This window comes from Algoriphagus winogradskyi, assembly GCF_900182815.1.
Lineage (GTDB): Bacteria > Bacteroidota > Bacteroidia > Cytophagales > Cyclobacteriaceae > Algoriphagus > Algoriphagus winogradskyi.
Genome location: NZ_FXUA01000003.1, coordinates 318,327 through 343,086, shown reverse-complemented (window position 1 = coordinate 343,086; position 24,760 = coordinate 318,327). Strand labels below are relative to the sequence as shown.

General features: G+C 39.6%; 22 protein-coding genes. 15 read left to right on the top strand and 7 right to left on the bottom strand.

Annotation, left to right across the window (positions count from 1 at the left end):
• Window position 1 precedes the first annotated feature (1 nt).
• The 6 genes from smpB to QOL76_RS09915 all read left to right on the top strand — a co-directional run bounded on the left by smpB (window position 2) and on the right by QOL76_RS09915 (window position 3,713).
• The gene (gene smpB / locus QOL76_RS09940; protein WP_111611733.1) at window positions 2-469 is read left to right on the top strand and encodes an SsrA-binding protein SmpB; all 468 of its coding nucleotides are present in this window, start codon (window positions 2-4) and stop codon (window positions 467-469) included.
• Entirely contained in the window at window positions 432-1,229 is a 798-nt protein-coding gene (locus tag QOL76_RS09935; protein ID WP_283412806.1) for a hypothetical protein, read from the top strand. Before smpB ends, QOL76_RS09935 begins: the two co-directional genes overlap by 38 nt.
• A 3-nt stretch (window positions 1,230-1,232) precedes the next feature.
• Window positions 1,233-1,742 (top strand): HNH endonuclease, encoded by a 510-nt coding sequence (locus tag QOL76_RS09930; protein ID WP_283412805.1) that lies wholly within the window; start codon window positions 1,233-1,235, stop codon window positions 1,740-1,742.
• 76 nt (window positions 1,743-1,818) lie between these two features.
• Window positions 1,819-2,253 carry a lipocalin family protein gene (locus QOL76_RS09925; RefSeq protein WP_283412804.1) on the top strand — a complete coding sequence of 145 codons (435 nt, stop codon included), beginning with the start codon at window positions 1,819-1,821 and terminating at the stop codon, window positions 2,251-2,253.
• A 482-nt stretch (window positions 2,254-2,735) separates the two neighbouring features.
• Entirely contained in the window at window positions 2,736-2,900 is a 165-nt protein-coding gene (locus tag QOL76_RS09920) for a DUF1328 domain-containing protein (RefSeq protein WP_283412803.1), read from the top strand.
• 96 nt (window positions 2,901-2,996) lie between these two features.
• Window positions 2,997-3,713, top strand: a complete 717-nt coding sequence (locus tag QOL76_RS09915) for a DUF502 domain-containing protein (RefSeq protein WP_283412802.1) — start codon at window positions 2,997-2,999, stop codon at window positions 3,711-3,713.
• Between the two features lie 15 nt (window positions 3,714-3,728).
• Here QOL76_RS09915 and QOL76_RS09910 read toward each other — a convergent pair whose 3' ends face one another.
• The 3 genes from QOL76_RS09910 to QOL76_RS09900 form a co-directional block, all read right to left on the bottom strand.
• Window positions 3,729-4,058, bottom strand: coding sequence for a DMT family transporter (locus QOL76_RS09910; protein WP_283412801.1), 330 nt, complete (start codon window positions 4,056-4,058; stop codon window positions 3,729-3,731).
• A 257-nt stretch (window positions 4,059-4,315) separates the two neighbouring features.
• On the bottom strand, window positions 4,316-4,918 hold the full coding sequence (gene rnhB / locus QOL76_RS09905) for a ribonuclease HII (protein ID WP_283412800.1): 603 nt from the start codon (window positions 4,916-4,918) through the stop codon (window positions 4,316-4,318).
• Entirely contained in the window at window positions 4,890-7,565 is a 2,676-nt protein-coding gene (locus tag QOL76_RS09900; protein WP_283412799.1) for an MGH1-like glycoside hydrolase domain-containing protein, read from the bottom strand. The genes rnhB and QOL76_RS09900 overlap by 29 nt, the downstream gene beginning before the upstream one ends.
• Before the next feature lie 462 nt (window positions 7,566-8,027).
• On the opposite strand from QOL76_RS09900, the gene QOL76_RS09895 reads away from it, so the two are divergent.
• Both QOL76_RS09895 and QOL76_RS09890 read left to right on the top strand, forming a co-directional pair.
• Window positions 8,028-8,396 (top strand): BlaI/MecI/CopY family transcriptional regulator, encoded by a 369-nt coding sequence (locus QOL76_RS09895; RefSeq protein ID WP_283412798.1) that lies wholly within the window; start codon window positions 8,028-8,030, stop codon window positions 8,394-8,396.
• The gene (locus QOL76_RS09890; protein ID WP_283412797.1) at window positions 8,393-10,825 is read left to right on the top strand and encodes a M56 family metallopeptidase; all 2,433 of its coding nucleotides are present in this window, start codon (window positions 8,393-8,395) and stop codon (window positions 10,823-10,825) included. Before QOL76_RS09895 ends, QOL76_RS09890 begins: the two co-directional genes overlap by 4 nt.
• Before the next feature lie 172 nt (window positions 10,826-10,997).
• Here the strand turns inward: QOL76_RS09890 and QOL76_RS09885 are convergent, their stop codons facing one another.
• Both QOL76_RS09885 and QOL76_RS09880 read right to left on the bottom strand, forming a co-directional pair.
• Entirely contained in the window at window positions 10,998-12,113 is a 1,116-nt protein-coding gene (locus tag QOL76_RS09885) for a glycosyltransferase family protein (protein WP_283412796.1), read from the bottom strand.
• Window positions 12,110-12,985, bottom strand: a complete 876-nt coding sequence (locus QOL76_RS09880) for a UDP-2,3-diacylglucosamine diphosphatase (RefSeq protein WP_283412795.1) — start codon at window positions 12,983-12,985, stop codon at window positions 12,110-12,112. The genes QOL76_RS09885 and QOL76_RS09880 overlap by 4 nt, the downstream gene beginning before the upstream one ends.
• A gap of 265 nt (window positions 12,986-13,250) precedes the next feature.
• On the opposite strand from QOL76_RS09880, the gene QOL76_RS09875 reads away from it, so the two are divergent.
• Complete coding sequence (locus tag QOL76_RS09875) at window positions 13,251-15,728, top strand: S9 family peptidase (protein WP_283412794.1); 2,478 nt, start codon at window positions 13,251-13,253, stop codon at window positions 15,726-15,728.
• Between the two features lie 225 nt (window positions 15,729-15,953).
• Window positions 15,954-16,604: a bifunctional 4-hydroxy-2-oxoglutarate aldolase/2-dehydro-3-deoxy-phosphogluconate aldolase gene (locus QOL76_RS09870; protein ID WP_283412793.1), complete on the top strand. Its 651-nt coding sequence runs from the start codon at window positions 15,954-15,956 to the stop codon at window positions 16,602-16,604.
• Window positions 16,605-16,828: 224 nt separating this feature from the next.
• On the opposite strand, the gene QOL76_RS09865 is transcribed toward QOL76_RS09870, so the two are convergent.
• Both QOL76_RS09865 and QOL76_RS09860 read right to left on the bottom strand, forming a co-directional pair.
• The gene (locus QOL76_RS09865) at window positions 16,829-17,695 is read right to left on the bottom strand and encodes an ROK family protein (protein WP_283412792.1); all 867 of its coding nucleotides are present in this window, start codon (window positions 17,693-17,695) and stop codon (window positions 16,829-16,831) included.
• A gap of 89 nt (window positions 17,696-17,784) precedes the next feature.
• The gene (locus QOL76_RS09860; RefSeq protein WP_283412791.1) at window positions 17,785-20,112 is read right to left on the bottom strand and encodes a glucosamine-6-phosphate isomerase; all 2,328 of its coding nucleotides are present in this window, start codon (window positions 20,110-20,112) and stop codon (window positions 17,785-17,787) included.
• A 313-nt stretch (window positions 20,113-20,425) separates the two neighbouring features.
• Between QOL76_RS09860 and QOL76_RS09855 the strand changes: the two genes are divergently transcribed.
• The 5 genes from QOL76_RS09855 (at window position 20,426) to QOL76_RS09835 (ending at window position 24,556) form a co-directional block, all read left to right on the top strand.
• Window positions 20,426-20,977: a gluconokinase gene (locus QOL76_RS09855; protein WP_283412790.1), complete on the top strand. Its 552-nt coding sequence runs from the start codon at window positions 20,426-20,428 to the stop codon at window positions 20,975-20,977.
• Between the two features lie 79 nt (window positions 20,978-21,056).
• Window positions 21,057-21,371 (top strand): amidohydrolase family protein, encoded by a 315-nt coding sequence (locus QOL76_RS09850; RefSeq protein ID WP_283412789.1) that lies wholly within the window; start codon window positions 21,057-21,059, stop codon window positions 21,369-21,371.
• Window positions 21,372-21,479: 108 nt separating this feature from the next.
• Window positions 21,480-22,616: an aldose epimerase family protein gene (locus QOL76_RS09845; protein ID WP_283412788.1), complete on the top strand. Its 1,137-nt coding sequence runs from the start codon at window positions 21,480-21,482 to the stop codon at window positions 22,614-22,616.
• Between the two features lie 64 nt (window positions 22,617-22,680).
• Entirely contained in the window at window positions 22,681-23,814 is a 1,134-nt protein-coding gene (locus QOL76_RS09840; RefSeq protein ID WP_283412787.1) for a YncE family protein, read from the top strand.
• A 151-nt stretch (window positions 23,815-23,965) separates the two neighbouring features.
• Entirely contained in the window at window positions 23,966-24,556 is a 591-nt protein-coding gene (locus QOL76_RS09835; RefSeq protein ID WP_283412786.1) for a DUF4142 domain-containing protein, read from the top strand.
• Window positions 24,557-24,760 lie beyond the last annotated feature (204 nt).

Below are 24,760 nucleotides of genomic sequence, written 5' to 3'. Positions count from 1 at the left end.
CATGGCTAAGGATAATAAGTTTGACAAAGTCATCAACATAAAAAACAGAAAAGCAAGTTTTCAGTTTGAATTTGTAGATACCTACGTGGCTGGTATGGTGCTGAAGGGGACCGAAATTAAGTCTATAAGAGAAGGGAAAGTGTCCCTGACAGAGGCTTTCTGCATTTTCCTGGATGGAGAGCTTTATGTACGTCAGATGCATATTGCACCTTATTCCATGGCAGCTAGCTATAATCATGTGGCTATTCGTGATAGAAAGTTGCTTTTGAGCAAAAAAGAACTGGAAAAACTCGAAACTAAGTCACAGGAAAAAGGGCTGACTATCATTCCTGTTCGTATATTTATCAACGACCGAGGGATGGCAAAAATGGAGATTGCGCTTGGCCGAGGTAAAAAATCACACGACAAACGACAGGACTTGAAGGAAAAAGATGCAAAAAGAGAAATCCAGCGAATGGCCTTTGATTGATGCTTTTGGGATCTGCAGGCAAACAATATTACCTCTTTACCGCAGACCTACTTTTGATTCAGCACTGGTGACCCAGTTACTTTTTGGAGAATGCTATCAGACGATAGCGATGACTTCTGACCAGCAATGGTTCAAAATTTTGCATGAGGATACCGGGTTAGAAGGCTGGATCACCACTCATACAATCAAAGAAATTCCGGCAGCTGACTATTACAAGTTTCTAAACACGGACTTTCAGGTGGTCACCAGTCCCATCGCTGCAATAGAATACCTTGGTACAAACCTTTATTTACTTCCTGGCAGTAGGCTCCACTTTTCTGACTTGGAGCTTTTTAATTGGCAGGATCATATTGGCTTTACCGGTTCTGTTCGCAGTCATGCGATAAAAGCAGATAGATCTCAGCTAATCGACGTGGCGGTGAAGTACGTCAATGCTCCCTATCAGGCAGGAGGAAGAAGTATTTTTGGATTGGATGAGCGACAGGGATTTGAATTAATTTTCAGCATTGCCGGCTATTCGTGGAAGTCGGGAAAAATTCCGGGTAGAAAAATAGATCCTGAGCTCGTATTGCCGGGTGATTTATTTATTTTCAAGGAGTTAGAGAAGAAGCAAGTCAAATATGCCTTGTATCTTGGAGCTGAAGAAGTATTTTGGATGGACAATCGAATAAAAGTATCAGACCTGAGTGAATGGGAAGCCCACTTAAGGAGCAGTAAGGATAAATCGGTGGAGCTAGAAACTCGGTCAATTATAAGTTAAACTATGGAAAAGCGGGTATTGGTATTGAATTTAGATCATTCTCCCGTTGCGGTAGTATCTCCGCAAAAAGCCATTGTCCTGTTACTCTTGGAAAAGGCGAATTGCCTATCTGTTTATGATTTGCTTCAAATCCGGACTGTAAGCCGCAGTTTCGCATACCCTGCAGTGATCTGCCTCAATCATTATAAAAATATCCCTTACCGAGGCGTGCTTCTGAATCGTGTAAATCTATTTCGACGAGATAGGGGAGAGTGCCAATATTGTGGAAGTAAAAGGCAATTGACCATAGATCATGTGATTCCTAGATCTAAAGGGGGTAAATCCAGCTGGACTAATTTGACTACAGCTTGCCATAGATGCAATGTGCTCAAAGGAGATAAAAGTCCAGAGCAAGTGGGACTCACCATGCTAAAAAAGCCCTTTAAGCCGTCCTTAGCTTATTTTTTATCAGAATATGCGGAAAGGCAAGCTGAAGAGTGGTTGCCGTTTTTGAATGGTAACTTAGTACAGTAATCCTTCTACTAAAGACAAGAAATGGATAATTAAGAAAGCTTACCCTTTCTGGCAAAATAATTGCCTTATTCCTTTTATGTATTTATCGATTATCCCCACTCTTTTATTGGCATTTGTTCTTCAAACCAGTCAGGTCAAATTCGAACAGCTTTTAGGTACTTGGCAATTGGTGCATTTCGATGCAATGGATCAATTGAGAAACTCAAAGGAGTACCAAAATGCAACAGCAGCTATGAGAGCTGGAATGGAATACAAAATCAATAATAGGCTTGAAAATACTGTTTATGAATTTATTCCCGGTGACAGTTTAAAATACACAGACTATGTGCGCCAAGAAGTAGTGCAAAAACAGGCAAAAGTAGAAATAAGTAAGGAGGATGTACTTACCATTCAATCTGGAAAAGAAATCAGAAAAGCCAAAATTGTAGAACTTAGCAATGAAAGAATGGTGCTGGAGCCTATCAGCTCTAATCCAGGTTCAGGAAAACTGATTTTTGAAAAAATTAAATAGATAATAGGTATATCCACATTTTTGCCTGTAAGATGCCAAAAGCAATGTAGGATAGGTAATACTTGAGAATTGAAGCCACTTCGGTCTTCGGTCACCTGCACTGAGTATAGTCGAATTACCGGTATTCCAATCTGATAAGCAATAATCTAAGGCGACTGTCATCATTGCTGATAATCATATTTGAAAAAGTTGATATCGATCACCATTTCCAAATAAGCTGTTAGACTTTCTGACAGCTTATTTTTTTGCCTAGTTTATATTACCACCTAGATGATTTTTAGAAAGGGCAATAAATCCAGTTTTTTTGATCCAATTGTCAAAGACTATTTATTACTCGCTAAGTTGCTGGTTTTGGGGTTTTTATTCCCCGATGTAACTATGATAAAATGAGAGGATGTCTCTTTACTGGCTATTTGAGCCCTTTTTTATCAGTTGGTATGATTATGAATCTTTACAGATCGAACCACTAAACACAAAAAACTATGTTACGTTGGATATTAATTTTCTTAGTAATCGCTTTGATTGCTGCCGTTTTAGGATTTGGAGGAATTGCTGCTGGCGCAGCTTCTATTGCTCAAATCATTTTCTACATTTTCTTGGTATTGCTTGTCATTTCTTTAATCATGCATTTAGTCAGAAAGGCCTGATTAATAGTAAATGAATCACAATTCCAAAATCAATTATCAGTTTCACGATCCCACTGAAGGGATTGTGAAACTTTTGAAAACTTTCATTCAAACCCAATGAATCCTGATCCTAAAAGTCCAATAGTAGTAGAAGAAAAAACTGGAAGAGGAATAATCCTTGATAGTTTGTTGCAGGGATTTTTGATCCTACTTCCACTCACTATTATTTTGATCATAATATCGATTGTTTTCAATTTTATTTTCGGGATAGTGGCGCCCCTAAGTGCTGCTCTCGATCCTGGGTCTGAAGAACCTCATTGGTTGATCAATGTGCTTTCTCTGGCCATTCTTTGTGTTTTCATCTTCTTAATTGGCCTACTGGTCCGTAATAAGGTAGGTCGTGTGTATTTCAAAAGATTTGAGAGAAAATACCTAACTAAAATTCCACTTTATAATTTGATTCACCAGACGGTTTATCAATTTGTGGGACTAAAAAAACTTCCATTTTCTGAGGTAGTATTACTTGATCCTTTCCGCTCAGGAACCATGATGACAGGATTTATTACCGATCAGATTGGTGAGGATTTGTACACCATTTTTGTACCCACAGCTCCAAACCCGACGAATGGTAATATTTATCATGTACCTAAGGAGCTTTTAACCTTCCTAAGTACATCCACACAAGACGCTATGCGGACTGTGATGGGGATGGGTACAGGAACAGGGGATATGCTTTCAGGGATGAATTTGTCGGAAATACTGCCTAAAGGTTCTGAACGCGAAATTATCAAAGGGAAAATCGTAGACGATAGCTTGGATCCCTTGCCGTCCTGATCTGAAGAGTTAGAGTTAATGCGGTGACACAACTTTTAGCCCAATGATAGACATAATCAAAGTGGCCAGAAAAAATACACGCCAAAATTCTGCGGATTCTTTAAATACAAAAATCCCTACCAAAACAGTTCCTACAGCTCCTATTCCAGTCCAAACTGCATATGCTGTGCCAATGGGTAACGTTTGGGTTGCTTTGATGAGAAGTAGCATGCTTATGGTAAGACAGACAGCAAAGCCCGCGTACCAACCATAAACAGCTATACCAGTTGCATGTTTTGCTTTGCCTAAGCATGAAGCAAAACCCACTTCAAACAAGCCCCCTATTATTAATAAAATCCAATTCATATTGCTGATATTTTAAGTGAAAAGCTTTGAGCTATCGTGGTATTAAAAGAAGTGTGTAAATCTCAGTTATGTATATCCGCTTTTCTACCACTAAAGAGGGAAAAGCAATCTAGAATTTGTTCAAAACTATAATTGAGGTCACTTCAGCCTGTCCCGTTATTACGGGAGTCTTCGGTCATCGGTCTTTCCGACCAGATAAGCAAAGAATCTAAGGCAATTGGCATCATTGCGGATAATTACAATCTCAGTTATCATTTCTAAAAATCTAAAACAATTTGTTTCTTCAGTAGCTTAAAACTCTTTCTATGCCAAATGCAGTCTCCGAACTCTTCGATACCGGATCTATGTGCTTTGGTAGGATAGCCGGCATTTCTCTCCCAAGAATAATGGGGGAACTCCTCAGCTAGTTTTTCCATGAATTTATCTCGATAAACTTTCGCAAGAATGGAAGCTGCTGCTATACTAGCAAATTTCCCGTCACCCTTGATTACACAGGTGTGAGGGATTTCCAAGGTTGATTTCCAGCGATTTCCGTCAATCAGTAAATGTTCCGGCTGTACCTTCAAGCCTTGGACCGCGCGACTCATAGCTAGAAAGGAGGCATTTAATATGTTGATTTTGTCTATTTCAGCAACACTTGCTTCCGAAATCTTCCAAGCTAGAGCTTTGACTTTGATTTCTTCAATCAGTTCTTCCCGCTGTCTTTTTCCGAGCTTCTTGGAATCATTTATCCATCGATTCGAATAATCGCCTGGCAAAATCACCGCCGCAGCTACGACTGGTCCAGCTAAGCAACCCCGCCCAACTTCATCACAACCCGCTTCTATTCGATTAGCTTCTAAAAAGGGTTTTAGAATCATGATCCTTGTCTTCTCTGATTTTGTAATACTTGTGAATCATCTCTGCTACCAAACCCGTCCAACCTGTCTGGTGAGATGCCCCTAAACCTGCACCGCTATCTCCATGGAAATACTCATAGAAGAGTATATAATCCTTGAAATGGGGATCTTCCTGATATTTCCTGTTGCTAGCTCCAAATACCGGTCTATTTCCATTTTCGTCTCTCATAAAGATTTTCATACAACGAAGCGAAAGCTCCTTTGCTATGATGTCCATCGTCATGTATTTGCCCGAGCCAGTCGGATACTCTATAGAGAAATCCCCTCCGTAATAGAAGTCAAATTTCTTAAGAGATTCTATGAGCAGGAAGTTGATTGGAAACCAAATTGGACCTCGCCAGTTGGAATTGCCACCAAACATCACGGTGTCTGATTCTCCAGGAGTGTATTTTACAGACAGCGTTTCACCACCTATTTTCATGCTATATGGATTCTTCTCATGGTATTTGGAAAGTGATCTTATTCCATACTCACTTAGGAATTCGTCAGAATCCAACATTTTTTGAAGAACACTTTTCATTCTATGTCCTCTCAAAAGAGAGAATAACCTTCGCTTATCGTAGCCAGGTTGAATCCAACTAGAGACCAATGCAGCCAGTTTTGGTTTTTCCCTCAGGAAAAAATCTAAGCGTTTTTTAAATTCTGGGAGTTTTGCAAAAAGATCCTCGCGGATTGGTTCGACAGCGAAAAGCGGGATCAGGCCTACAATCGAACGAACTTTCATTTTTCGAGGCTCTTTTCCTGGAAGGTGAAAGACGTCATAGAAGAAATTGTCCTCATCATCCCAAAGAGAAATGTGCTCCTCGGAAATATTGCTCATAGCACCTGCGATATAGAGGAAATGCTCCAGAAATTTGGTGGCAGTGAATTGATATACTGTGTTGAATTCACAGAGATCAAGGGAAATACGTAGCAAGTTCAATGAGAACATCGCCATCCAGGAAGTAGCATCGGCTTGTTCTAGTTTGCCATGATATTTCTGAGCATGACTTCTATCAAATACGGAAATGTTATCAAGACCGAGGAATCCTCCTTCAAAGATGTTTTTACCGTCACTATCTTTTTGATTAACCCACCAGGTGAAGTTGAGCATCAATTTATGTAGTGCTCTTTCCAGAAACTCATGATCACCTACACCATTATTTGCTTTTTTGTCAATCTGGTAAACCCGCTGCACTGCATAGGCATGCACGGGTGGGTTGACATCGGAGAAGTTCCACTCATAGGCTGGAATCTGCCCATTTGGATGCATGTACCACTCATTGAGTAGCAGAAGAAGCTGATCTTTCGCAAATTCCGGATCTATCCGTGCGATAGGAATACAGTGAAAGGCTAAATCCCAAGCAGCATACCAAGGGTATTCCCACTTATCAGGCATGGAGATTATATCGTAATTCTGTAAGTGTCTCCAATTGCTATTCCTTCCTTTTTTACGAACTACAGGAGGCACATATCTACCGGGATCCCCTTCCAGCCATCGTTCTACATCGTAGTAATAAAACTGCTTTGACCACATCATACCTGCGTAAGCCTGTCGCTGGATGTTGGTTAGATCCTCGTCAGTTACCCGCTCCTGAAGTGCTCCGTAGAATTCATCTGCTTCTTTTTTGCGCTGCTCAAGACAAGTGTCACAGATTTCCAATGGATTTTCTTCCACTTGATGCTGAAGTCTGAGTTTTACCTGTCTGCTTTCTCCTGCAGGAATGGTTATTTCATAGATTGCAGCAGCTTTTGTTCCTTTATTAGCTGGGTTTAGGTGTTTGGAATCTCCTAGAACCACATAATCGTTGATTGCATCTTTTAGGAATTTCTTCTCATTTCCGATGTCGTAGATCCGTTCTCGATTGGTCTCGTTATCACAAAATTTGAGTTCTGGATTTCCGTCAAAAGTTACAGAATAGTTTCCCGCTTTTGGGTTATACGCTTTAATCGTGTTTTCACTGGTCTTGGAAAGTTTGGGCATAAATGGCTCATGACCTGTAAACCATGTTTTTCTGAACCAAAGAGTAGGCATCACCCAGATTTTAGCTTCCTCAGGTCCACGATTGTGAATAGTGGCCACCGCAATGATGTCTTCTACATCCTGTTTGGCATATTCGATAAAGATGTCAAAGTATTTATCTTCATCAAAAATACCTGTGTCAATAAGTTCATATTCAGGATCTAGCTTGCTTCTCTTGCTATTTTCTTCCAAAAGATGGTGATAGGGGTACTCCGACTGAGGATACTTGTAGAGCATCTTCATGTAGCTATGAGTAGGGGTGGAGTCGAGGTAATAGTAGATTTCCTTCACATCCTCACCGTGGTTGCCCTGATTGCCTGTTAGGCCAAATAAACGTTCCTTAATAAAAGGATCCTTTCCGTTCCAAAAGGCCCAGGCCAAGCAAAATTTCTGCTTGTTATCAGAGATTCCCCCAATACCCTCTTCTCCCCAACGGTAAGCCTTACTTCTTGCTTCATCGTGTGTAACATTTTCCCAAGCAGACCCATCCGGGCTATAATCTTCCCGCACAGTTCCCCATTGGCGTTCAGTGAGGTAAGGTCCCCATTTTTTCCAATGCTTGATGAAATTCCTATCTTCTTGTAATCTTATATTTTCAGCTGACATGTAATTCTATCTAAGGGGCAATCTTCGAAATTATCAAATTCTATTAATTATAGCTTGATAAACCGAGATCCGTTAATGAATAGCCCTGTTATTTTTTCGAATTTTTAATTAAACATCTTTTTCTTTCAAATGTTGAATATTCTTTTTATGATTTCCGCTTTTGTGCCAGTATGGAGGCAAAAGCAAAAAAGGATAGGTTAAACTTAGGAATTGAAGGCTGCTTCGGTCTTCAGTATTCCGACCAGATAAGCAACGAATCTAAGGTGACTCCCATCGTTGCGGATAATCACATTCTATTTAATGAGAAAATTCAAGTTAGAGATATGATTTTTTTAGATGTTCTCCTGTGGGATTATTATGGTAAAGCTGTCATTCACAGAAATTAACTTTAAATATTTTACTCTACACTTGTAGATGTAAATTATTGTTCTACATTTGTAGATGTAATTTAATCCAAAGGTAATGAAACTATCCCGAGCTGAAGAAGAACTGATGAACCATTTGTGGAAGCTGAGGCGGGCTTTTATGAAGGATTTGTTGGAAGCATACGATGAGCCAAAACCAGCAACGACAACCATTTCTACGCTATTGAAACGGATGCAGGAAAAGGAATTTGTGGGTTATGAAGCTTCTGGGAAGCTTCGTGAATACTATCCGTTGGTCTCAAAGGAAAATTACTTTTCCAAGCATCTGAAGGGTTTGATCAAAAACTTTTTCAATGATTCACCTGCACAGTTTGCGTCTTTTTTCACAAAGAAGACAGAGCTCTCCGAAGAGGAGTTATTAGGGCTTAAGCGTATTATCGAAGACCAGCTAAATCAGAAAAAATGATCATTTACTTACTCAAATCCATCGCCTGCTTGCTTCTGTTACTGCTGGTTCACAGAGTACTTTTGCAGCGAGAAGTGTTACATAGATTCAACCGATTCTTTCTTTTGTTTTCGGTAGTTGCTTCCTTTTTAATTCCACTTTATACGATTGAAGTTCCTGAGGAAATAGTAGCTGCTCCAATCGAAGTGAATTCTGAGCCAATTTACTTTGAAGCTGTTCCGTCCGACGTGATTTCTGAGCCTGTTTACTTTGGAGCGGCAAGTCAGGATTCTAATCAGGAGCAGGTATTTGCAGCAGTTCCTGAATCTCAATTTAATTGGGAATACCTTCTATTTGGGATTTATGGCCTGATTTCCCTTGTTTTCTTGTATCGATTTGGGCGAAACATTAAGGTTCTAGTCAATAAAATTCAGGGAAATATTAAGATCAATTACCGTGGTCAAACCCTGGTTTTACTCAAAGAAGATTCCCTTCCTTTTTCCTTCCTCAAATACATTTTCGTAGCAGAATCAGATCTGGAAAACGGAAAATTTACCGATGCTATTTTTACACATGAGTGCACACATATAGAAGAGAAGCACAGCTGGGATAACCTTTTTATTGAGGCATTACTTGTGCCGCTTTGGTTTCATCCGGGATTACATTGGGCGAAAGCAAGTATCAAGCTCAATCATGAATTTATAGCTGACGAAATAGCGTTACGTAGCACTCCAATAGAGAAGTACGAAAGTCAACTACTCGCTATGATGCTTTCTGAGCAGAAATACGGCTTGGCCAGCAGTTTGAATTTTTCATTAACCAAAAAACGATTTGAAATGATGAAGAGAAAATCAAAGAATTCTAGTACCTGGATCAAGGTTTTTGCACTGGTACCTGTTTTGGGAGCGTTAGTTTACTTTTTTAGCGAGAGAGTCGCTGCAAAGCAGGATCTTGAAAACCCTGAAAGTGAAGTGTATGTAAACACTGCTAATACTGCCTATAACGAAGTGATAGATTTTACTTTTGAGCTAAAAGCCAACGGAGATATATTTTCAGATGATATTTTATATAACCTGGAATCGGCCCAGGCCTTAATTCGAGCGAAAAAAGCTGTGAAGCAGGATTTGAAAATCAATCTGGTCATCACTCCAGATGTTTCGATGGGAATATTGAGTGATTTCCATGCAATCTTGAGAGATGTAGATGTTCGTAGAATTTATTATATATCTAATAATCAAGATGGAGATGATACTTCAAACGGAAAGTTTGGAAAATCCGATAGTGATCGAATTCAAGGTGCAGCACAAGTGAATGGAAGCATAGTTGCTCAGTCCGATGAAAAAGATAAGTATTACAAGAATGCTTCATTTTTTGTGGAGAATGAAGCTGGAGATTTAATAGCCAAATCTTATGATGAGCTATCTGAATCTGAAAAAATACATTTGTTGCCTCCTACAAAAGCACCTGCCAAAAAACAACCAAGCAGTAGTGAATTTGAAGCTTGGAAAAATCCGAAAGATTTTGCGCTATGGCTGGATGGGAAGGTTATTTCAAATTCTCAACTAGAGAATATGAGTATTTCAGATGTCGTTTTTTTCTTTAACAGTTTTGTCCATCTAAATGCCCGTTCTGAGCGTTTCCCACAGGAACATCAGGTTCATATGTATAGTGAGGAAGCTTATGAAAATGCTTTTGGAGCAAAATCCGGGAAAGGAAACCCGCTGGATAAGGATGATAAATTTTACATTTATCCAAAAGACAAAAGAATAAACTTTGGCAAGCCTTGGGTAAAAAAAGAAAAGGATCCTGTGGCAGATAAGAAAGAAGAAACTGCAGACAAATGGCCTCCAGCAGTAAAAGCAGCTCAGATAAAGAATGATCTTGAATCATACATAGATGCCTATGCAGCCTACGAAAAGCTTCGAAAGCAAGCTCCGCACTTTGTAAACAGAAGCAAAGCTGAGCAAGAGAAGTTAACCGAAATGTATACTGAACTCAGAAGTATGTACTTCCAGGTTGCATTCCATGACAAGCCAAAGGTCAGGCGCGCAGTGTTACCTTATGTTCCATACTATAAATTGACATCCAAAGGCGAAGTTTATTACAAAAAGGGGAAGGATCTAACTGCTGAAGAGCTTAGTATAGTGGGGCCACCACCTCCTCCACCTACTCCTGCAGAACTCTTAGAGTCTTACAAAAAGGTCTCTTACCAATATGAATTGATGCGTAATAAAGGTAGAAACGATGCTTCCTTATCCATGGAGGAGCGAAATAATTTGTTTCTTATGTACAATGAGCTCCAAGTTATATTCCTGAATATGGGTGCTCCTGAGCGTAGACAAGTCAAAATGGTCAATTTCCCATACTACCGCGTAGAGGAAAATGGAAAGAATGTATTCAAAGCAGTATCTGAGCTCACCCCAGAGCAAAGAGCTTTGAACAACTGCTAGTTTGAAATAACAACTATGTATATCCGCTTTTTTACCAGTAACGAAGCAAAAGCATTACAAGCTTTGACTAACACTTAAATTTAGGCCGCTTCGGTCATCTCATCGGTCTTCCGTCCCGGTGAGCAAAGAAATATTGGTTATTGGCATCATTCCCTATAACCATGTTAATAAATTATGAAAATGACTGAGTCAGGATAAAATCCGGTTCAGTCATTTTTGTTTCTGGGAGAATTCGTCGGAAGGTATTTGGCCAAGTTTTTTCCCAATTTTGGAAATAATTCTCGGCTACAACACGTGCTTGAATGACATGCTCAAGTTTAGAGAAGTCAAAGTTGTCTGAGGCTATTCCAGCACCTGACTTTATTGTATCAAGCGCATTGCAAGCCTGCTCATATTGCCCTTTTACGGGAATCACCATCACTGGCTTTCCAAGATACATGGCTTCGCAAATCGATTCGAATCCTGCGGTGCTCACAAGTCCTTTGCAAGCGGCCATATCTCTCAGGAAATTTTGGTCATGAACACGGTGAAAGCTGAGATTAGGTAAAGGGTGCTCAGTTTCAGCTGCCTCTTTCTTATCCCAATAGGCGCGGATAGTTAGGTGTGGATTTGCTTTCGCAAAAGCTATAACTTCCTCTCCATAGCCAGAATTGACCATGTAAGTAAGGTAGAAGTCACCTGAAGTTGGAGTCAGCTTTTTCACTTCTTCCCTGAGCAGTGGCGGAACTACAGTAATTTCATTTGTAGATTCCAACTCGTAGAAGGAAAGCGCTAATTTCTCGGAAGCTCCTAAAGCTGTCAGGCGAGTATTGAACTTGAAAAGGAATTTGTTCAAACCAGCAGCCGGTGCAAATTGGAATTCGGGGTGATAAATCAAATACTGGTGTCCAATTACCCAATATTGTGCTTCCGGTCTAAAAAACCCATTATAAAGACCTCCCAGTAAATCATAAAAATTCAGGATGATATCAGGTTGCTCGCTTTGAACTACCTCGTGAATTTCCTTTAGGCTTCGCCAAAAAGTAGAAGCTTTAGCAAGATTTTGACGAATTGTCTTCCCAATCAAAATCTTCTTTTCAGCTTTGTCGCAAGCGAAATTCGGACTTTCTACCAAATGAATCGGAGCAGAAATTTCTCTTAGGAAAAACTCTGGAATAGCTCTGCGCTTGCTTTTTCCTACAATCACTCCTGTTAATTCATGCCCTTGTTTTTTGAGCATTTTGGAAAAAGCAATGGCCTGAGTCATATGGCCTCTGCCTTCACCTTGGACTATAAAGACAAACTTCATTGAATAGATGAATATGCTGGAGGGTCTAGGTCATCTTTTGGCGCTTCGAATGAAACTTCCCGGAGAGGCATTATTGAAGGCTCAGGTCTACCAATGAAGAATTGGTTTAGGCTGTCATCTGTAGCTTCCTTGAAGTTGATTTCATTGTAGTAGATCAACTGCCAGTTTCCCTCATGGTCTTCTGCCAATGCACTCATGGTCTCCACCCAATCGCCGGAATTCATGTATTCTATCCCGTCGATTATTCGATTTTCTGCTTTGTGGATATGTCCACAGATGATTCCATCACAGCCTTTTGCTTTGGCCATTTTGGAAAGCTCCTCTTCGTACTGATCGACATAAGAAACTGCTGATTTTACTTTTCCTTTCACATATTGAGATAGAGAAAAATAGGGGAGTCCACGCTTGATTCGGTAGTGATTGACCACGCTATTTAGCCAAAGCAAAAATGTATATCCTATATCTCCCAAATAGGCAATCCAACGAAGGTTGGTCGTGATGCTGTCAAATACATCGCCGTGGGTAATGAAGTACTTTTTGCCCTGACTTTCGTAGATCATGTCTTTCTGGATGGATAGATTTCCCATTTGAAAAGGAAGAATCTGATCCAAGAAATCATCATGATTTCCACGTAAATAATAGACTTTGGTATTATGGTTCTCGATCATTTTCAGAATCCGGTTAAAAAAGCGGGTATGCTTTCTCTTCCAGGAACCTGACTTTTTGAGTTGCCAGCCGTCGATAATGTCCCCATTGAGAATGAGGTTTTCGCAGTTATACTGCTTTAGGAATCGGGCGATTTCCTTGGCTTTCGAACCTTTAGTGCCCAGATGTACGTCAGAGACGACGATTGTTTTGAATTGGGTTTTCACTCTATTGGTTTTGGTTGAAAGGTATAACCTCCAATTGAACTCAGTGTCAGTGGATTATTAAAAAAATAGTAAGATTATAGTGACTTTGGCTTCCAATATCATCCCAGTGTTAAAAACATATGAAAAAGCCTGTTCTGACAGTGATAATTTGGGATGAAGGGTCTAATAATCCAGAAGTTGATTGAAAGTGCCAATGAATTTTATATTAATGGTTCTAGTACTCGGGAAACTTTGATTTAGATTCGTTTTCCCAAATAGAACAACTATGAAGCACACGTTACTCGCATTTGCATTCATTTTACTTTTTCAGAATAGCTACTCTCAGGAGCAGGTTTATTCAGGTAATTATGAATTGGCAGCAAGATTCTCTCCGGAGAAAATGAAAAGATTGGTTTTCTCCACCCGAGTTGACCCGCATTGGTTGAAGAAGTCAGACCGGTTTTGGTATGAATTCGAGACCAGCAATGGCAAAAACTGGTACATCGTAGATCCGGTGAGAAAAACTAAGAGTCAACTTTTTGATACCGATAAACTGGCGATGGAGATTATGAAAATCACTAAAGATCCGGTAGATGGTCAGCATTTGAAATTGGATGATTTGAAGTTTCTCGAAGATGAGAATACCATCAAATTCAAAGTGAAAGGCACAGAAGAAGTGCTGAAAAAGGACTGGGCGGAGATCAAAGAAAAGAACAAAAGCGCCAAAGACTCCATGGAGAAAAAGACTTTTGTCTTTCATTACAACATAGGTAATCAGCAGTTGACTGAAATTACGGATTCTCCAAAAGATCCAGAGCGCATGTCCTGGGCTAACATCGCTCCTGATTCTTCCAAGGTTCTTTTTGCGAAGCAAAATAATCTCTACTGGATGGATAAAGAGAACTTCCTGAAAGCTGTGAAAGATGAGAAAGACAGCACAATTGTTGAGCATCAATTGACTGAAGACGGAGAGGAGAACTTCGAATATGGCTCAAGCGGAAGAGGAGAGGACAACGAAGAGACAGAAAAGAATAAAGATAAGAGAAAGCGGGCAGGTGCCTATTGGAGTGCTGATTCCAAGCAATTTGTGATGACTAGAACTGATCAGCGAAAGGTGAAAGACCTTTGGGTGATTCACAGCACTAAGAATCCACGACCAACGCTTGAGACTTACAAGTATGCTATGCCTGGCGAAAAGGAACAGCCGATTACCTATTTGCTGCATTATTCTTTTGACACTGAAGAGCTGTCATCTCTTCCTGTTGGCACATTTAAAGATCAATCATTGAACATCTATAATTCCAATTCCCTAGAAAGCTCCAGAGACGATGATTTCCGTCCAGTTACCTGGCTTGGTGATTTGGATGAGTTTTATTATTCGGTGACTTCCAGAGATCTGAAAAAAGTGGATATCTGCAGATGGAATCTTGCGACCAATCAAAAGGAAGTGGTGATCGAAGAGCGGAGCAATTCGTACATCGACTTTTTGAAACCTGAGATTGTAGGAAATGAAATCATCTGGTGGTCTGAGCGTAATGGCTGGGGACACTTTTACCTTTATGGAAAGGATGGGACCTTTAAGCGTCAATTGACTTCGGGAGCATTTCACACAGACAGGGTAGCGAGAGTGGATGAGAAAGGTAGAAAGTTGTACTTTGTGGCGAATGGTCGTGAGAAAGGCGAGGATCCATACTACGAGCATTTGTATAGTGTGAGCCTGGATGGAGGTGCAATTACATTGCTGAACTCAGGTGATTTCAACCATTCCAGTGAAATCAATGATGCAGCTACTTTTTTTGTAGATAATTATTCCAGAGTGAACACTACTCCGGTTGCAGTTTTGAAAGATAAGGCTGGTAATAATGTGATGAATTTGGAGACAGTTGATTTATCCAATCTTTTTGCCGCAGGCTATCAATTCCCTGAGCCTTTCACTTTCAAAGCAGATGATGGAATCACAGATCTATATGGAGTGATGTACAAGCCATTTGATTTTGACTCTACCCGTAAGTATCCAATTATAGAATATGTTTACCCTGGTCCTCAAACCGAGGCTGTGGACAAAGCATTTTCTGCAAGACTAGATAGAACAGATCGATTGGCTCAGTTTGGTTTTGTAGTGATTACGCTAGGAAATAGAGGAGGTCACCCAGGTCGCTCTAAGTGGTACCATAATTATGGTTATGGAGATTTGAGAGATTATGGTTTGGCGGATAAAAAAGCTGCGGTAGAGCAATTAGCAGATCGATACGATTTCATCGATAGATCTAAGGTTGGAATTCACGGGCATTCAGGTGGAGGATTTATGTCCACAGCTGCGATGTTGGTTTATCCAGATTTCTTCAAAGTAGCGGTTTCCTCAGCAGGAAATCATGACAATAGCGTTTACAACCGCTGGTGGTCTGAGAAGCATCACGGGGTAAAAGAGCAGATCAATGCCAAGGGTGACACCACATTCATTTATCAGATTGACAAAAATCCTGACTTGGCTAAGAACCTAAAAGGTCATCTGATGCTTTCTCATGGAAGTACTGATAATAACGTGCATCCTACGAATACCACTAGAATGGCAAATGCCTTGATCAAAGCTGGGAAGCGGTTTGAGTTGGTTGTTTTGCCGGATCAGAGACATGGCTACGGAGATATGACGGAGTATTTCTTCTGGAAAATGGGAGACTACTTTGTGCAGCACCTGCTAGGCGATAATACTCCACCTCCTGTGGATATGGTGGAAATGCAGCGGGAAAAGCCACTTTCGAAATAGAGAAATCTGTGGTTTGTGAGGACACAAACCACGGTTGATAAGGAAAATCAAGTAAACCCCGATTCTTATAAAGGATCGGGGTTTTTCGTGTAGTAAAGTCGAAGTTGTTGCTGGGGAGTTTTTTTTTCTCCGGGCTGATCTGCTTCGATATTACTTGAAGTTTAGAAAGCAGGCATTACCTTGTGTTTTTAATATGCTATCGATAAATAACCCAATCAAATTAAAATGGAAACTTCAACTTCACTCTTTTGGAAACGGTTTAAAGCCGCGCCAATTGTAGGGATCATAAGAGGACAGTCTCTTGAAGTGGTTCTGAAAATTGCTAAAGCATATGAAGATGCGGGGCTGACTACCCTTGAAGTCACGATGAACACAGCTGGCGCAGCTTCCATTATTTCTACCTTGAGAAATGACTTTCCATCATTAAATATCGGCGCAGGTACGGTTTGTAATCTAGCAGATCTAAGAGAAGCTATTGATGCAGGAGCACAGTTTATTGTCACGCCTATCCTAGATGAAACTGTCATTCAACATGCTGCAGATGAGAATATACCGATTTTCCCAGGGGCATTTTCCCCAACAGAAATTTACAAAGCATGGTCGTTGGGAGCTTCTGCAGTTAAGGTTTTTCCTGCGACTAAGCTTGGAGTGGAGTTTATAAAAGATGTTCTTGGGCCGCTTGATCAGGTCAAACTTTTACCTACAGGGGGAGTCTCTAAGTCAAATATCAAATCATGGTTTGCGGCGGGAGCTTTCGGAGTAGGAATGGGGGGAGCATTGATGGATAAAAAGTTGGTGGAAGCAGGCGACTTTGAAAGTTTGAAAAAACACTTTGAAAGCCTTAAATCTGAAATCCAAGAATTTAAAATAGGCTAAAGAAACGTTCAATGTAATGAACAAGTTCAATGGTCAAGGCAGTTGAAAAGCTAGTTTTTGGTATGTTCTTAACCTCAGGGTAGCAAAGTTTATAAAGGTTTAAAATCGATAAGTTGTGCTCTTGGTGTTACCCCTGTGACCAGTGCGGTTAAGAGGCAACAATGCACAAAAAAAGTGGCTTTTGTTAAAAAGCCACCTTTCTACAACTATAAACCAATTTATATCTAATTATTTACTACCTCGTTTTCATTTTCTAATTCGACCAAAGCTACTGCACCGTGAATAGCAGTCTCATCCATTTCAGATAGTAAAATCTCAAATCTTTCGATCACTGTAGGGTAGTTGAAGGTTGAAATGGATTTAAAGAGGGATTTCTTAAACAGTGGATAGGTTTTTCTAATAGAACCCCCCAATATGACCGCTTCTGGAGCTAATGCATATAAGATATGCTTGATGAGTTCTCCTAAATGGTGACCATATTCATCAAAAGCTTTTAAAGCGACTGGATCACCAGCTAGAGCCAATTTTGCTAAGGCCTTTGGCTTTTTATTGTAAAATCTTTCAAAGAATTTTCCACTGCAATAATGCTCGAAATCTTTATCTAAATAAGTCGAGCTACACCATTCACCAGCAGCAGAATTTACTCCGCTATACAAATGTCCGTTAATGACAATGCCACCGCCAATACCCGTACCTAGGGTAAGTCCTACTAAATGGTTAAACCTTTGGCCTACGCCAAATTTATGTACTCCCGAAGCAAAGCAATTTGCATCATTGTTAATAAAAACGGGCTTTCCAAAACGATTTGTTAGAAACTTCTTTAATTCTACATGCTGAAATGCAGGGATATTTGAGAGCCCTAAAACGATACCTTCACGCACATCTACTAATCCAGGAATTCCAATACCGATACCTATTAAGTCATATTCCAAATAGGTTTCAATGAATTCTGCGATGGTTTCAAGAATGAATTCTTTATTTTCTCTAGCAGGTGTAGCAATGGAACGGATGTCTTCTAGATGTCCGTTAATTAGCACACCACCTTTGATTCCGGTGCCTCCAATATCTAATCCTAAAATGGCTTTTTCCATTCGCTACAAATAATAAGGTTGATAGGTTTAATACAAAAGCTGTGAATGTAATACTTACAAAACAACCACAGCTTTTGCTGTATTCACAATTAAAGCATTCCTTCAATTGATTTTTCTAATTCTCTCGCAGTAGCCAAGAATTCTTCCACATTCATATCTCGGAAGAAAATTAATCCATGGCTAGCTCTTACTTGTGCACGTTCGTGCTGATAGAAGTAATTCTTACCTAAAAGGAGTTGAATTGCGTCTAATTGATCTACCCAGATACGCTTAGCAACGGTACTGAATTTACCATTATGTGAGTAGCTAGGGAAAGAAGCATTTACTTGGCTAAGGTAGCAATTGGCAAATGAATCCTCCATTACAGACATATCACCAAGTGAAACAGGGACAATCACGTTAGCTTCGTGTGGTTCAAATTTGAACCATACGTTTCTATAGCCAATGATTCTTAAGTCGCTGATGTCCTTCTCTTCACCCCACTTTTTCACAGCAGCCGCAGTTGCCTGAAGTACTTTATAGTGAGTGTCAGGACCTGATCCTTCTGGATCAAGCGTTAAACTAATCTTTGTAGGATTAACTTTTCTAAACATTTCCACGATCGGTTCTACGTCGCGATCTTTATCTGGCTGTTCAGTGAAAATATCTCCTGTATAAAAACCAAGTCTCAAGTGGTGTACATTTTTCACCTGTACTCCAAAGTGCGCCCAGACAAGCTCCTCTTCAAACTCTCGTATCATCCCTTTTAGCTTTTGCACTTTAGCGGAGTTTTTCTCCCCGTCATAGCTATTTTTCAGAATGCTGATTACATCGTTGATTGTCTCGCGTAGCTGTGTCTTATTCTTAATTTCATAAACTATCACCAACGCTCTTACTACTCTGTGACAAAGTCCTCTCAAACGTTGATCTGCTTTTTCTGAAGCTACATTTGTTAAGTAGTGGTAGACATCCTTGTCAGTTTTTAGGCTATATCCGACTTCAAAGAAATCTTCAAAATTAACCATCTGAATCTGGCCATTATCAAGAAGTTTTTTGGTGGATTGTAGCGTTTCGATTACAAATGTATTGGTAACTGCAGTAAAGCCTGATGTCAATACGGAGAAGTGTGCTTCGTTACTTGGCTCATGGAGCTGATTGGTAATGTGCGGTAAAATCCCTAGTGAAATATCATCATGGTGCGGGCCAGTATGGAGAAGCACTTCGTTACTTTCTTGTTCCAGTCCTTTAGAAAGCTTGTTCTCGATACTCTTCATTACCTGACTTACAGTTTCCTCAGATAGATCAGGGATTAGTTTGGTGTATTTGTCAGCCTTTAGATCTGTTAATTTTATTCTATGGCCATACTTGCCAAGCTTCTTACAAAGGTCAATTACGGATCTTTCTGTCTTTTCCCATGTCCACTCACCTTTCTGGTAATAAGCATCTATTGAGTCAGTGAGTTTTACGCCCGCTCCCTTGGTAACATAGAATCGGCCATTTTTAAGCTTCTGAAGAACAGTTCCAGGGAAAACATTATTCATTGGAGTTTCAAGAGAATCTTTAACGATTCCTGCCTTTGCCTCACCAGCAGCTATGATAATTGCTACAGCATCTGGATTGTATACAATTGTATCTAATCCAATGGTAATCACAAGTCTATTAGAAGAAATTTCAATTCCGCCAAGGTCGCCTGCAGCTACAGCTTGTGTTTCAAAATTAGTTTCTGTTAAACGAGTAACCGAGAATAAATGTGATCCTCTCGTATTAAATGCAATGTGCCCATCAGGGCCGATGCCTCCTAGGAAGAAACCTATTCCGCCTGCATCTCTAATTTTTTGTTCGTACTCACCACACCATTGATCAATCATGTAGATTGATTCCTGCTGCAATTTCTCAAGATCATTCTTTGGATCTCTGAATCTCAGCGAAAGGTCAACTTTCAGATCTGGGAAAACAGCGCTGAAGTGAAGGCCATTAGCCAAAGGAATCTCATCAGAGTTGATTAGAATGGCTTTTTCCTTAGAAAGTCCGAATCCTTGGATATAAAACTTGTTGACGTAATCGAAAAAGCTATTGTTTTGCTTGGCAGAGATAGGGTAAAACTCATCAATCTGAACAAAGGTAAGATCTTTCAATACGGGCTTTTTGGTGTTCCCTAATCCGTACTTTTCTCTTATATCTTTTCCTTTTTTATTGTCCCAGTTTTCCAGTAGAAACTGTGTCCATTTAATAAAAAATTCCGGTGTCTTCCCAGTTGGTAAACTGATAACTCCTTCTGGATTTGCTGCTGCCCATTCCAAAAATCGACAAGCAGTTAGCAAGCCAAGTTTAGGGAAATTATCAACTTGAAGGTAGGGAATAAGGGTGCTGATTTTCTCTACACCAGATTCCTGAAGAAAACTTTTTTCTACATCTGAAAGTGGATACTTACTAAGCATACTGTTTGAACAGGTTTATTTATAAAGACTATTTTTATATTCAAGTAGTAAAGTGCCGAGTGGATCGTGTCTTTCAGATAGTTCGGTAAATTCAGTTCTTAAGAATCTCTAAATTTAAACTTGTCACCTGAATGTTTTTTCCTCGGCTCCCTTATCTAAACAAATCTAAAAAATGTTTTTTAATAAAACGATCTTTTACAAAAATTTTATAAAAGTTTTATTTTTGGAGACATGACCTTGAACTTTCTTTTACTTACAGTTTTCTTTACAGTGAATATCTAAATATCTCAAATGCTTGATTTTATCCTCCATCATGAGCTCGGAGGCAGCGAAACTTAAAATTATTTCATTATTTCCTTATCTTTCATTTATGCTAATTATCGTCACTGGAGTCTCAGGAACAGGGAAAACGACTATAGGGTCAGGGATCGCCGATAAGTTTGAATTACCATTTTTTGATGCTGATAATTTTCACCCAAAAGAAAATATCGAGAAAATGAGTCTGGGCTTTCCATTAAACGATGAGGATAGAATGCCTTGGCTACAAGCTCTCGCTGACATTTTGGTCGCCCATGAGAAGACTGGCGGTGCAGTTTTAGCTTGTTCGGCATTAAAAGAAAGTTACCGACAGATGCTGAAAGTTCAGGATGATGTGCGTTGGATCCACCTCAAAGGTGAGCGTGATTTGATCTGGGAGCGTATGCTTGCCCGCAAAAATCATTACATGAAAGCCACTATGTTGGATTCACAAGTTGCCACATGGGAGGAGCCTGATTATGGATTGAAACTGAATATTGCTCAAAGTGTAGAAGAAATGCTTTCGGAGGCTTTTAAGTATTTGGAAGTTCTACCTAAGGATGAATAGTACGTGCGAGGGAATTGACCCAACCCGATAAGTTTACTATTTTCCTAATGGATTGTTTTGGGGCTGGATAAAAGCGAAATTGAGATATCTATTTGATTCACAGTTTTATGAAAAAAATACTTTTCTTAATGTTCCTGGCTTTTCCATACATTATGAGATAGAGTTAATTTCCAAAGCAGGTATGTCCAATACTGAAATACTAAAATCGGGTTCAGTGAATCCTGCAAGATATTTTGGAGAAGAAGAAGAGTGGGGTGTGATTAAAGCTGGAGCATCAGCTGATTTTGTATTGGTACAGGGAAATCGATTGGAAGACCTAGCCACCTTGAAAAACCCCATTATGGTCGTAATGAAGGGAAGGTTTATGATAGAGATGAGATTAAAGAGCAACTGAATAAAATTGAGGAAAATCACAAAAGGTGATGAGCATTTTTGGATTACGAACTACGAGATCTAATAGTACCTCAATCCGAAATTTTCCAATTTTCCAATCCAAACACCTATGAACCTCAAATTCAAATTAGTATTTATACTTTTTATTATTTCAAGCTCAGCCGGCATAGCTCAAACCAAGATGACTGTGATACAAGAAGAAGTTAGCCTAACTATCAAAGGCGAAAAAGTGGATACATGGGAAGGACAAGATGTTTTTCGCTACCTACTTGAAAATGGTACCATTCAGGTCGAATTGACCAATTTCGGTGGGATAATTACTAGAATACTTACTCCTGATAAAGAAGGAAAGCTTGAGAATATTGTCCTGGCTCTTGAGGATGTTCCAGATTATTTCACCAAGAATGGTCCCTATTTAGGTGCGGCAGTTGGTAGATACGCAAATAGAATTGGGGGTGCTTCTTTCACATTGGATGGTGAGACTTTCCAAATCACCAAAAATAATGGAGAGAACTCACTTCATGGTGGAGCAAAAGGCTTTGGAGTTAAAGTATGGAAGCCGGAGATCTACAAAAAGCAAGGTGCTGTAGGAGTGAAAATGGTCTACACTAGTGTGGATGGGGAAGAAGGCTTTCCTGGGAATTTAACAACCACACTTTGGATGGAACTCACGAGCAATAATGAATTGAGGCTCCTTTTTGAATCAACTACCGATAAGAAAACTGTCGTGAATTTGACCAATCATTCCTATTTCAATCTCAACGGAATCAATGGAGATGTTCGCGACCATGAGTTGCAGATTTTTGCTGATGCAATTACACCAACAGGTCCAGGACAAATTCCTACCGGGGAAATAAAACCAGTTGCCGGAACTCCTTTTGATTTTCAAACTCCGAAAAATCTAGGAACTCAGTTGGATGCTTTGGGTGAAGGTTTCGATCATAATTATGTGACGAAGAGAGAAAATTCTTCTGAACTCAAGAAGATAGCGATTGTCAAGCATCCCGAAAGCGGGCGGGTGATGTCCGTCTATTCAACTGCTCCAGGAGTACAACTTTACACCGCTAATCATGTAAGGAACTTTGCTGGAGCTGACGGCAAGACATACCAGCCACATTGGGCACTTTGTCTGGAGCCAGAATCATGGCCAGATAGTCCTAATAAGCCAAGCTTTCCGTCGGCCAACTTAGCTCCAGGCAAGAAGTACGTGCATGAGATCGTGTATAGATTTGGAGTTGAGAAATAAGTTTGAGTTTACGCCCTGTTTTTTAGAACTATTTTATTAGATTGATTTTCAATCACATAAACCCATGAAAATCTTTCTTATTAAAACTTCGCTTTTCTTTTGTGCCACTTTTTTATCATCCACTCTTTCTGCTCAGGAATACACGTTCAAAAAAGTTAAAGAAATCCGTGTAGAGAGCCTTGCTGAAGTTGGAATAAGGGATTATGATCCCAAGCGAGATATTTATTTAGGCTTTATTGATAAAAGATCTGAGGGTGTAGAGTTGGCTGTTTTTGATGGTAATGGGAAAATACTAAATAGTCAAAAAAGGGATGGAGAGGGGCCGGAAGATTATCTATCATCTGCATTGGCCATGGGATTTTCTCCTGATGGAAATGTCTTTGTTCAGACTTCACTCGAACTTGTGAAATATGATACCCAATTCATTAGGTTAAGTAAAGTGAGATTTGAGCCTAAAACAACTATAGTTGTTTATTCTGGGCCAAGGTCTAAGTTTGTTCCTTTGACAAGAGGGAATGATGTTTCATTTATAGTAAATGGGACTAACTTAAATAATAGGGGGTTTAATGATGTCCCGAAGAAGATGGACATGATTGAATACTATAATGCTGGTAGTCAAACAATCCAATCCGTAATCCCACTATCTAGCAGAAAAGTATTTGAAGGGATCGAAGACGAGGTGTTTCCTGTGAGTATTAATCCAATATTTATAATTGATTCGAAGAATAGCAATTTGTATTTCACTACTTCCATAGATAATGAAATCACTGTTTACAATCCCATTAATTGGAATGTGATTCAAAGAATCCCGGTCAAACATGAGTTTTTTAAGGCTTTGGAGGATATTCCGCTTAAAGAGGCAAATTTGGGTCTTTCAAATAAATCACCGCTTTTTTCTAGAAACCAAAAAATTCTAAAATTTGACTCCGAATTATTAGGACTGATCTATGTAAAGGAGATTTCAGAAGCAGCGAATGAACTGAGGAAAAGTGAGGGGAAGACATTTTGGATGAACGATCCGGAGTTTCAAAGAGTAATACTTTTTAAAAATGGAGTACAGCTACCTGGAGAGTTGACTATACCTTCAGGACTTATTGAAATGACTTTGCCAAATAACAGGGTTCTAGTGAAGGTGGTCAATCAAAAAGAGGAGCTGGATTATTATCCTTATGAAATATGGGAACTCGTAGAACAATAATAGATTTTTAGACCTAAAAGCGTAAAACTTTCAACAGACTGAGTAAGCATTACACAGCGTAAATACTGCAAATGGCTCTTAAATGGCTGTTAAGCCATAGGAATGGTACTTGTAAGAATACTGGGAGAACACTAAACCAACTAATTTTCTTATGAGAACAACTAATGTAAACCAACCCGCAACGAACACCTTTAGCCGAAAAGCAAGAATTACCGGTGCTGTTATGCTTTCCGCATTTTGTCTAGTCGGAATGACATCATGCGAAGATGATGAGGATGATCCGATTCTGAATACCTATAATCAGCAGGACAGAAACTTCGCTATGTCTTCTTCTCAGTACCTAAATGCCCAAATCGATTTTGGTCAATTGGCTCTCGATAATGGAGAAGACGATTCTGTGCTAGAATATGGTACTATGCTAACTACTGAAAATACAGAAAGTATAACAGAGCTAGAAGGACTTCTTGCGGATACGGATGTAGAAATTTCATCAGAAATTTCCAGTGCTATGCAGGCTAAATTTGATGAATTGGAAATGTTGTCAGGAGAAGAGTTTGATGAAGCTTTTATTGATTTTCAATTAGAACTGCTAAATGATTCCATGTCAATGTTTGAAAATCAGAATGACAATGGAGAGAACAACTCTTTGAAGGATTTTGCTGATAAAACCTTAGGCAAGACGAAAGATCAACGAGAAGATGCCGTTTTGGTGAAGACTGAAATAGATATCGAAAATATTTAAGTATAAGAAGTCAGAATGTAGATGGAGCTGATTAACCCAGCGACAAATGCGTGATGATTTCTTTAGAGCCGGTTTTCCGAAAGGGAGCCGGCTTTTTTTTGTTTTTACCACAGAGGCATTATAGTTGTCCTGCTTCCCCTGAAGCAGGATACCAGTTTGAAAGCAAAGAGTCTTGAATAATCTTGGATATAAGTATCCCTGCGA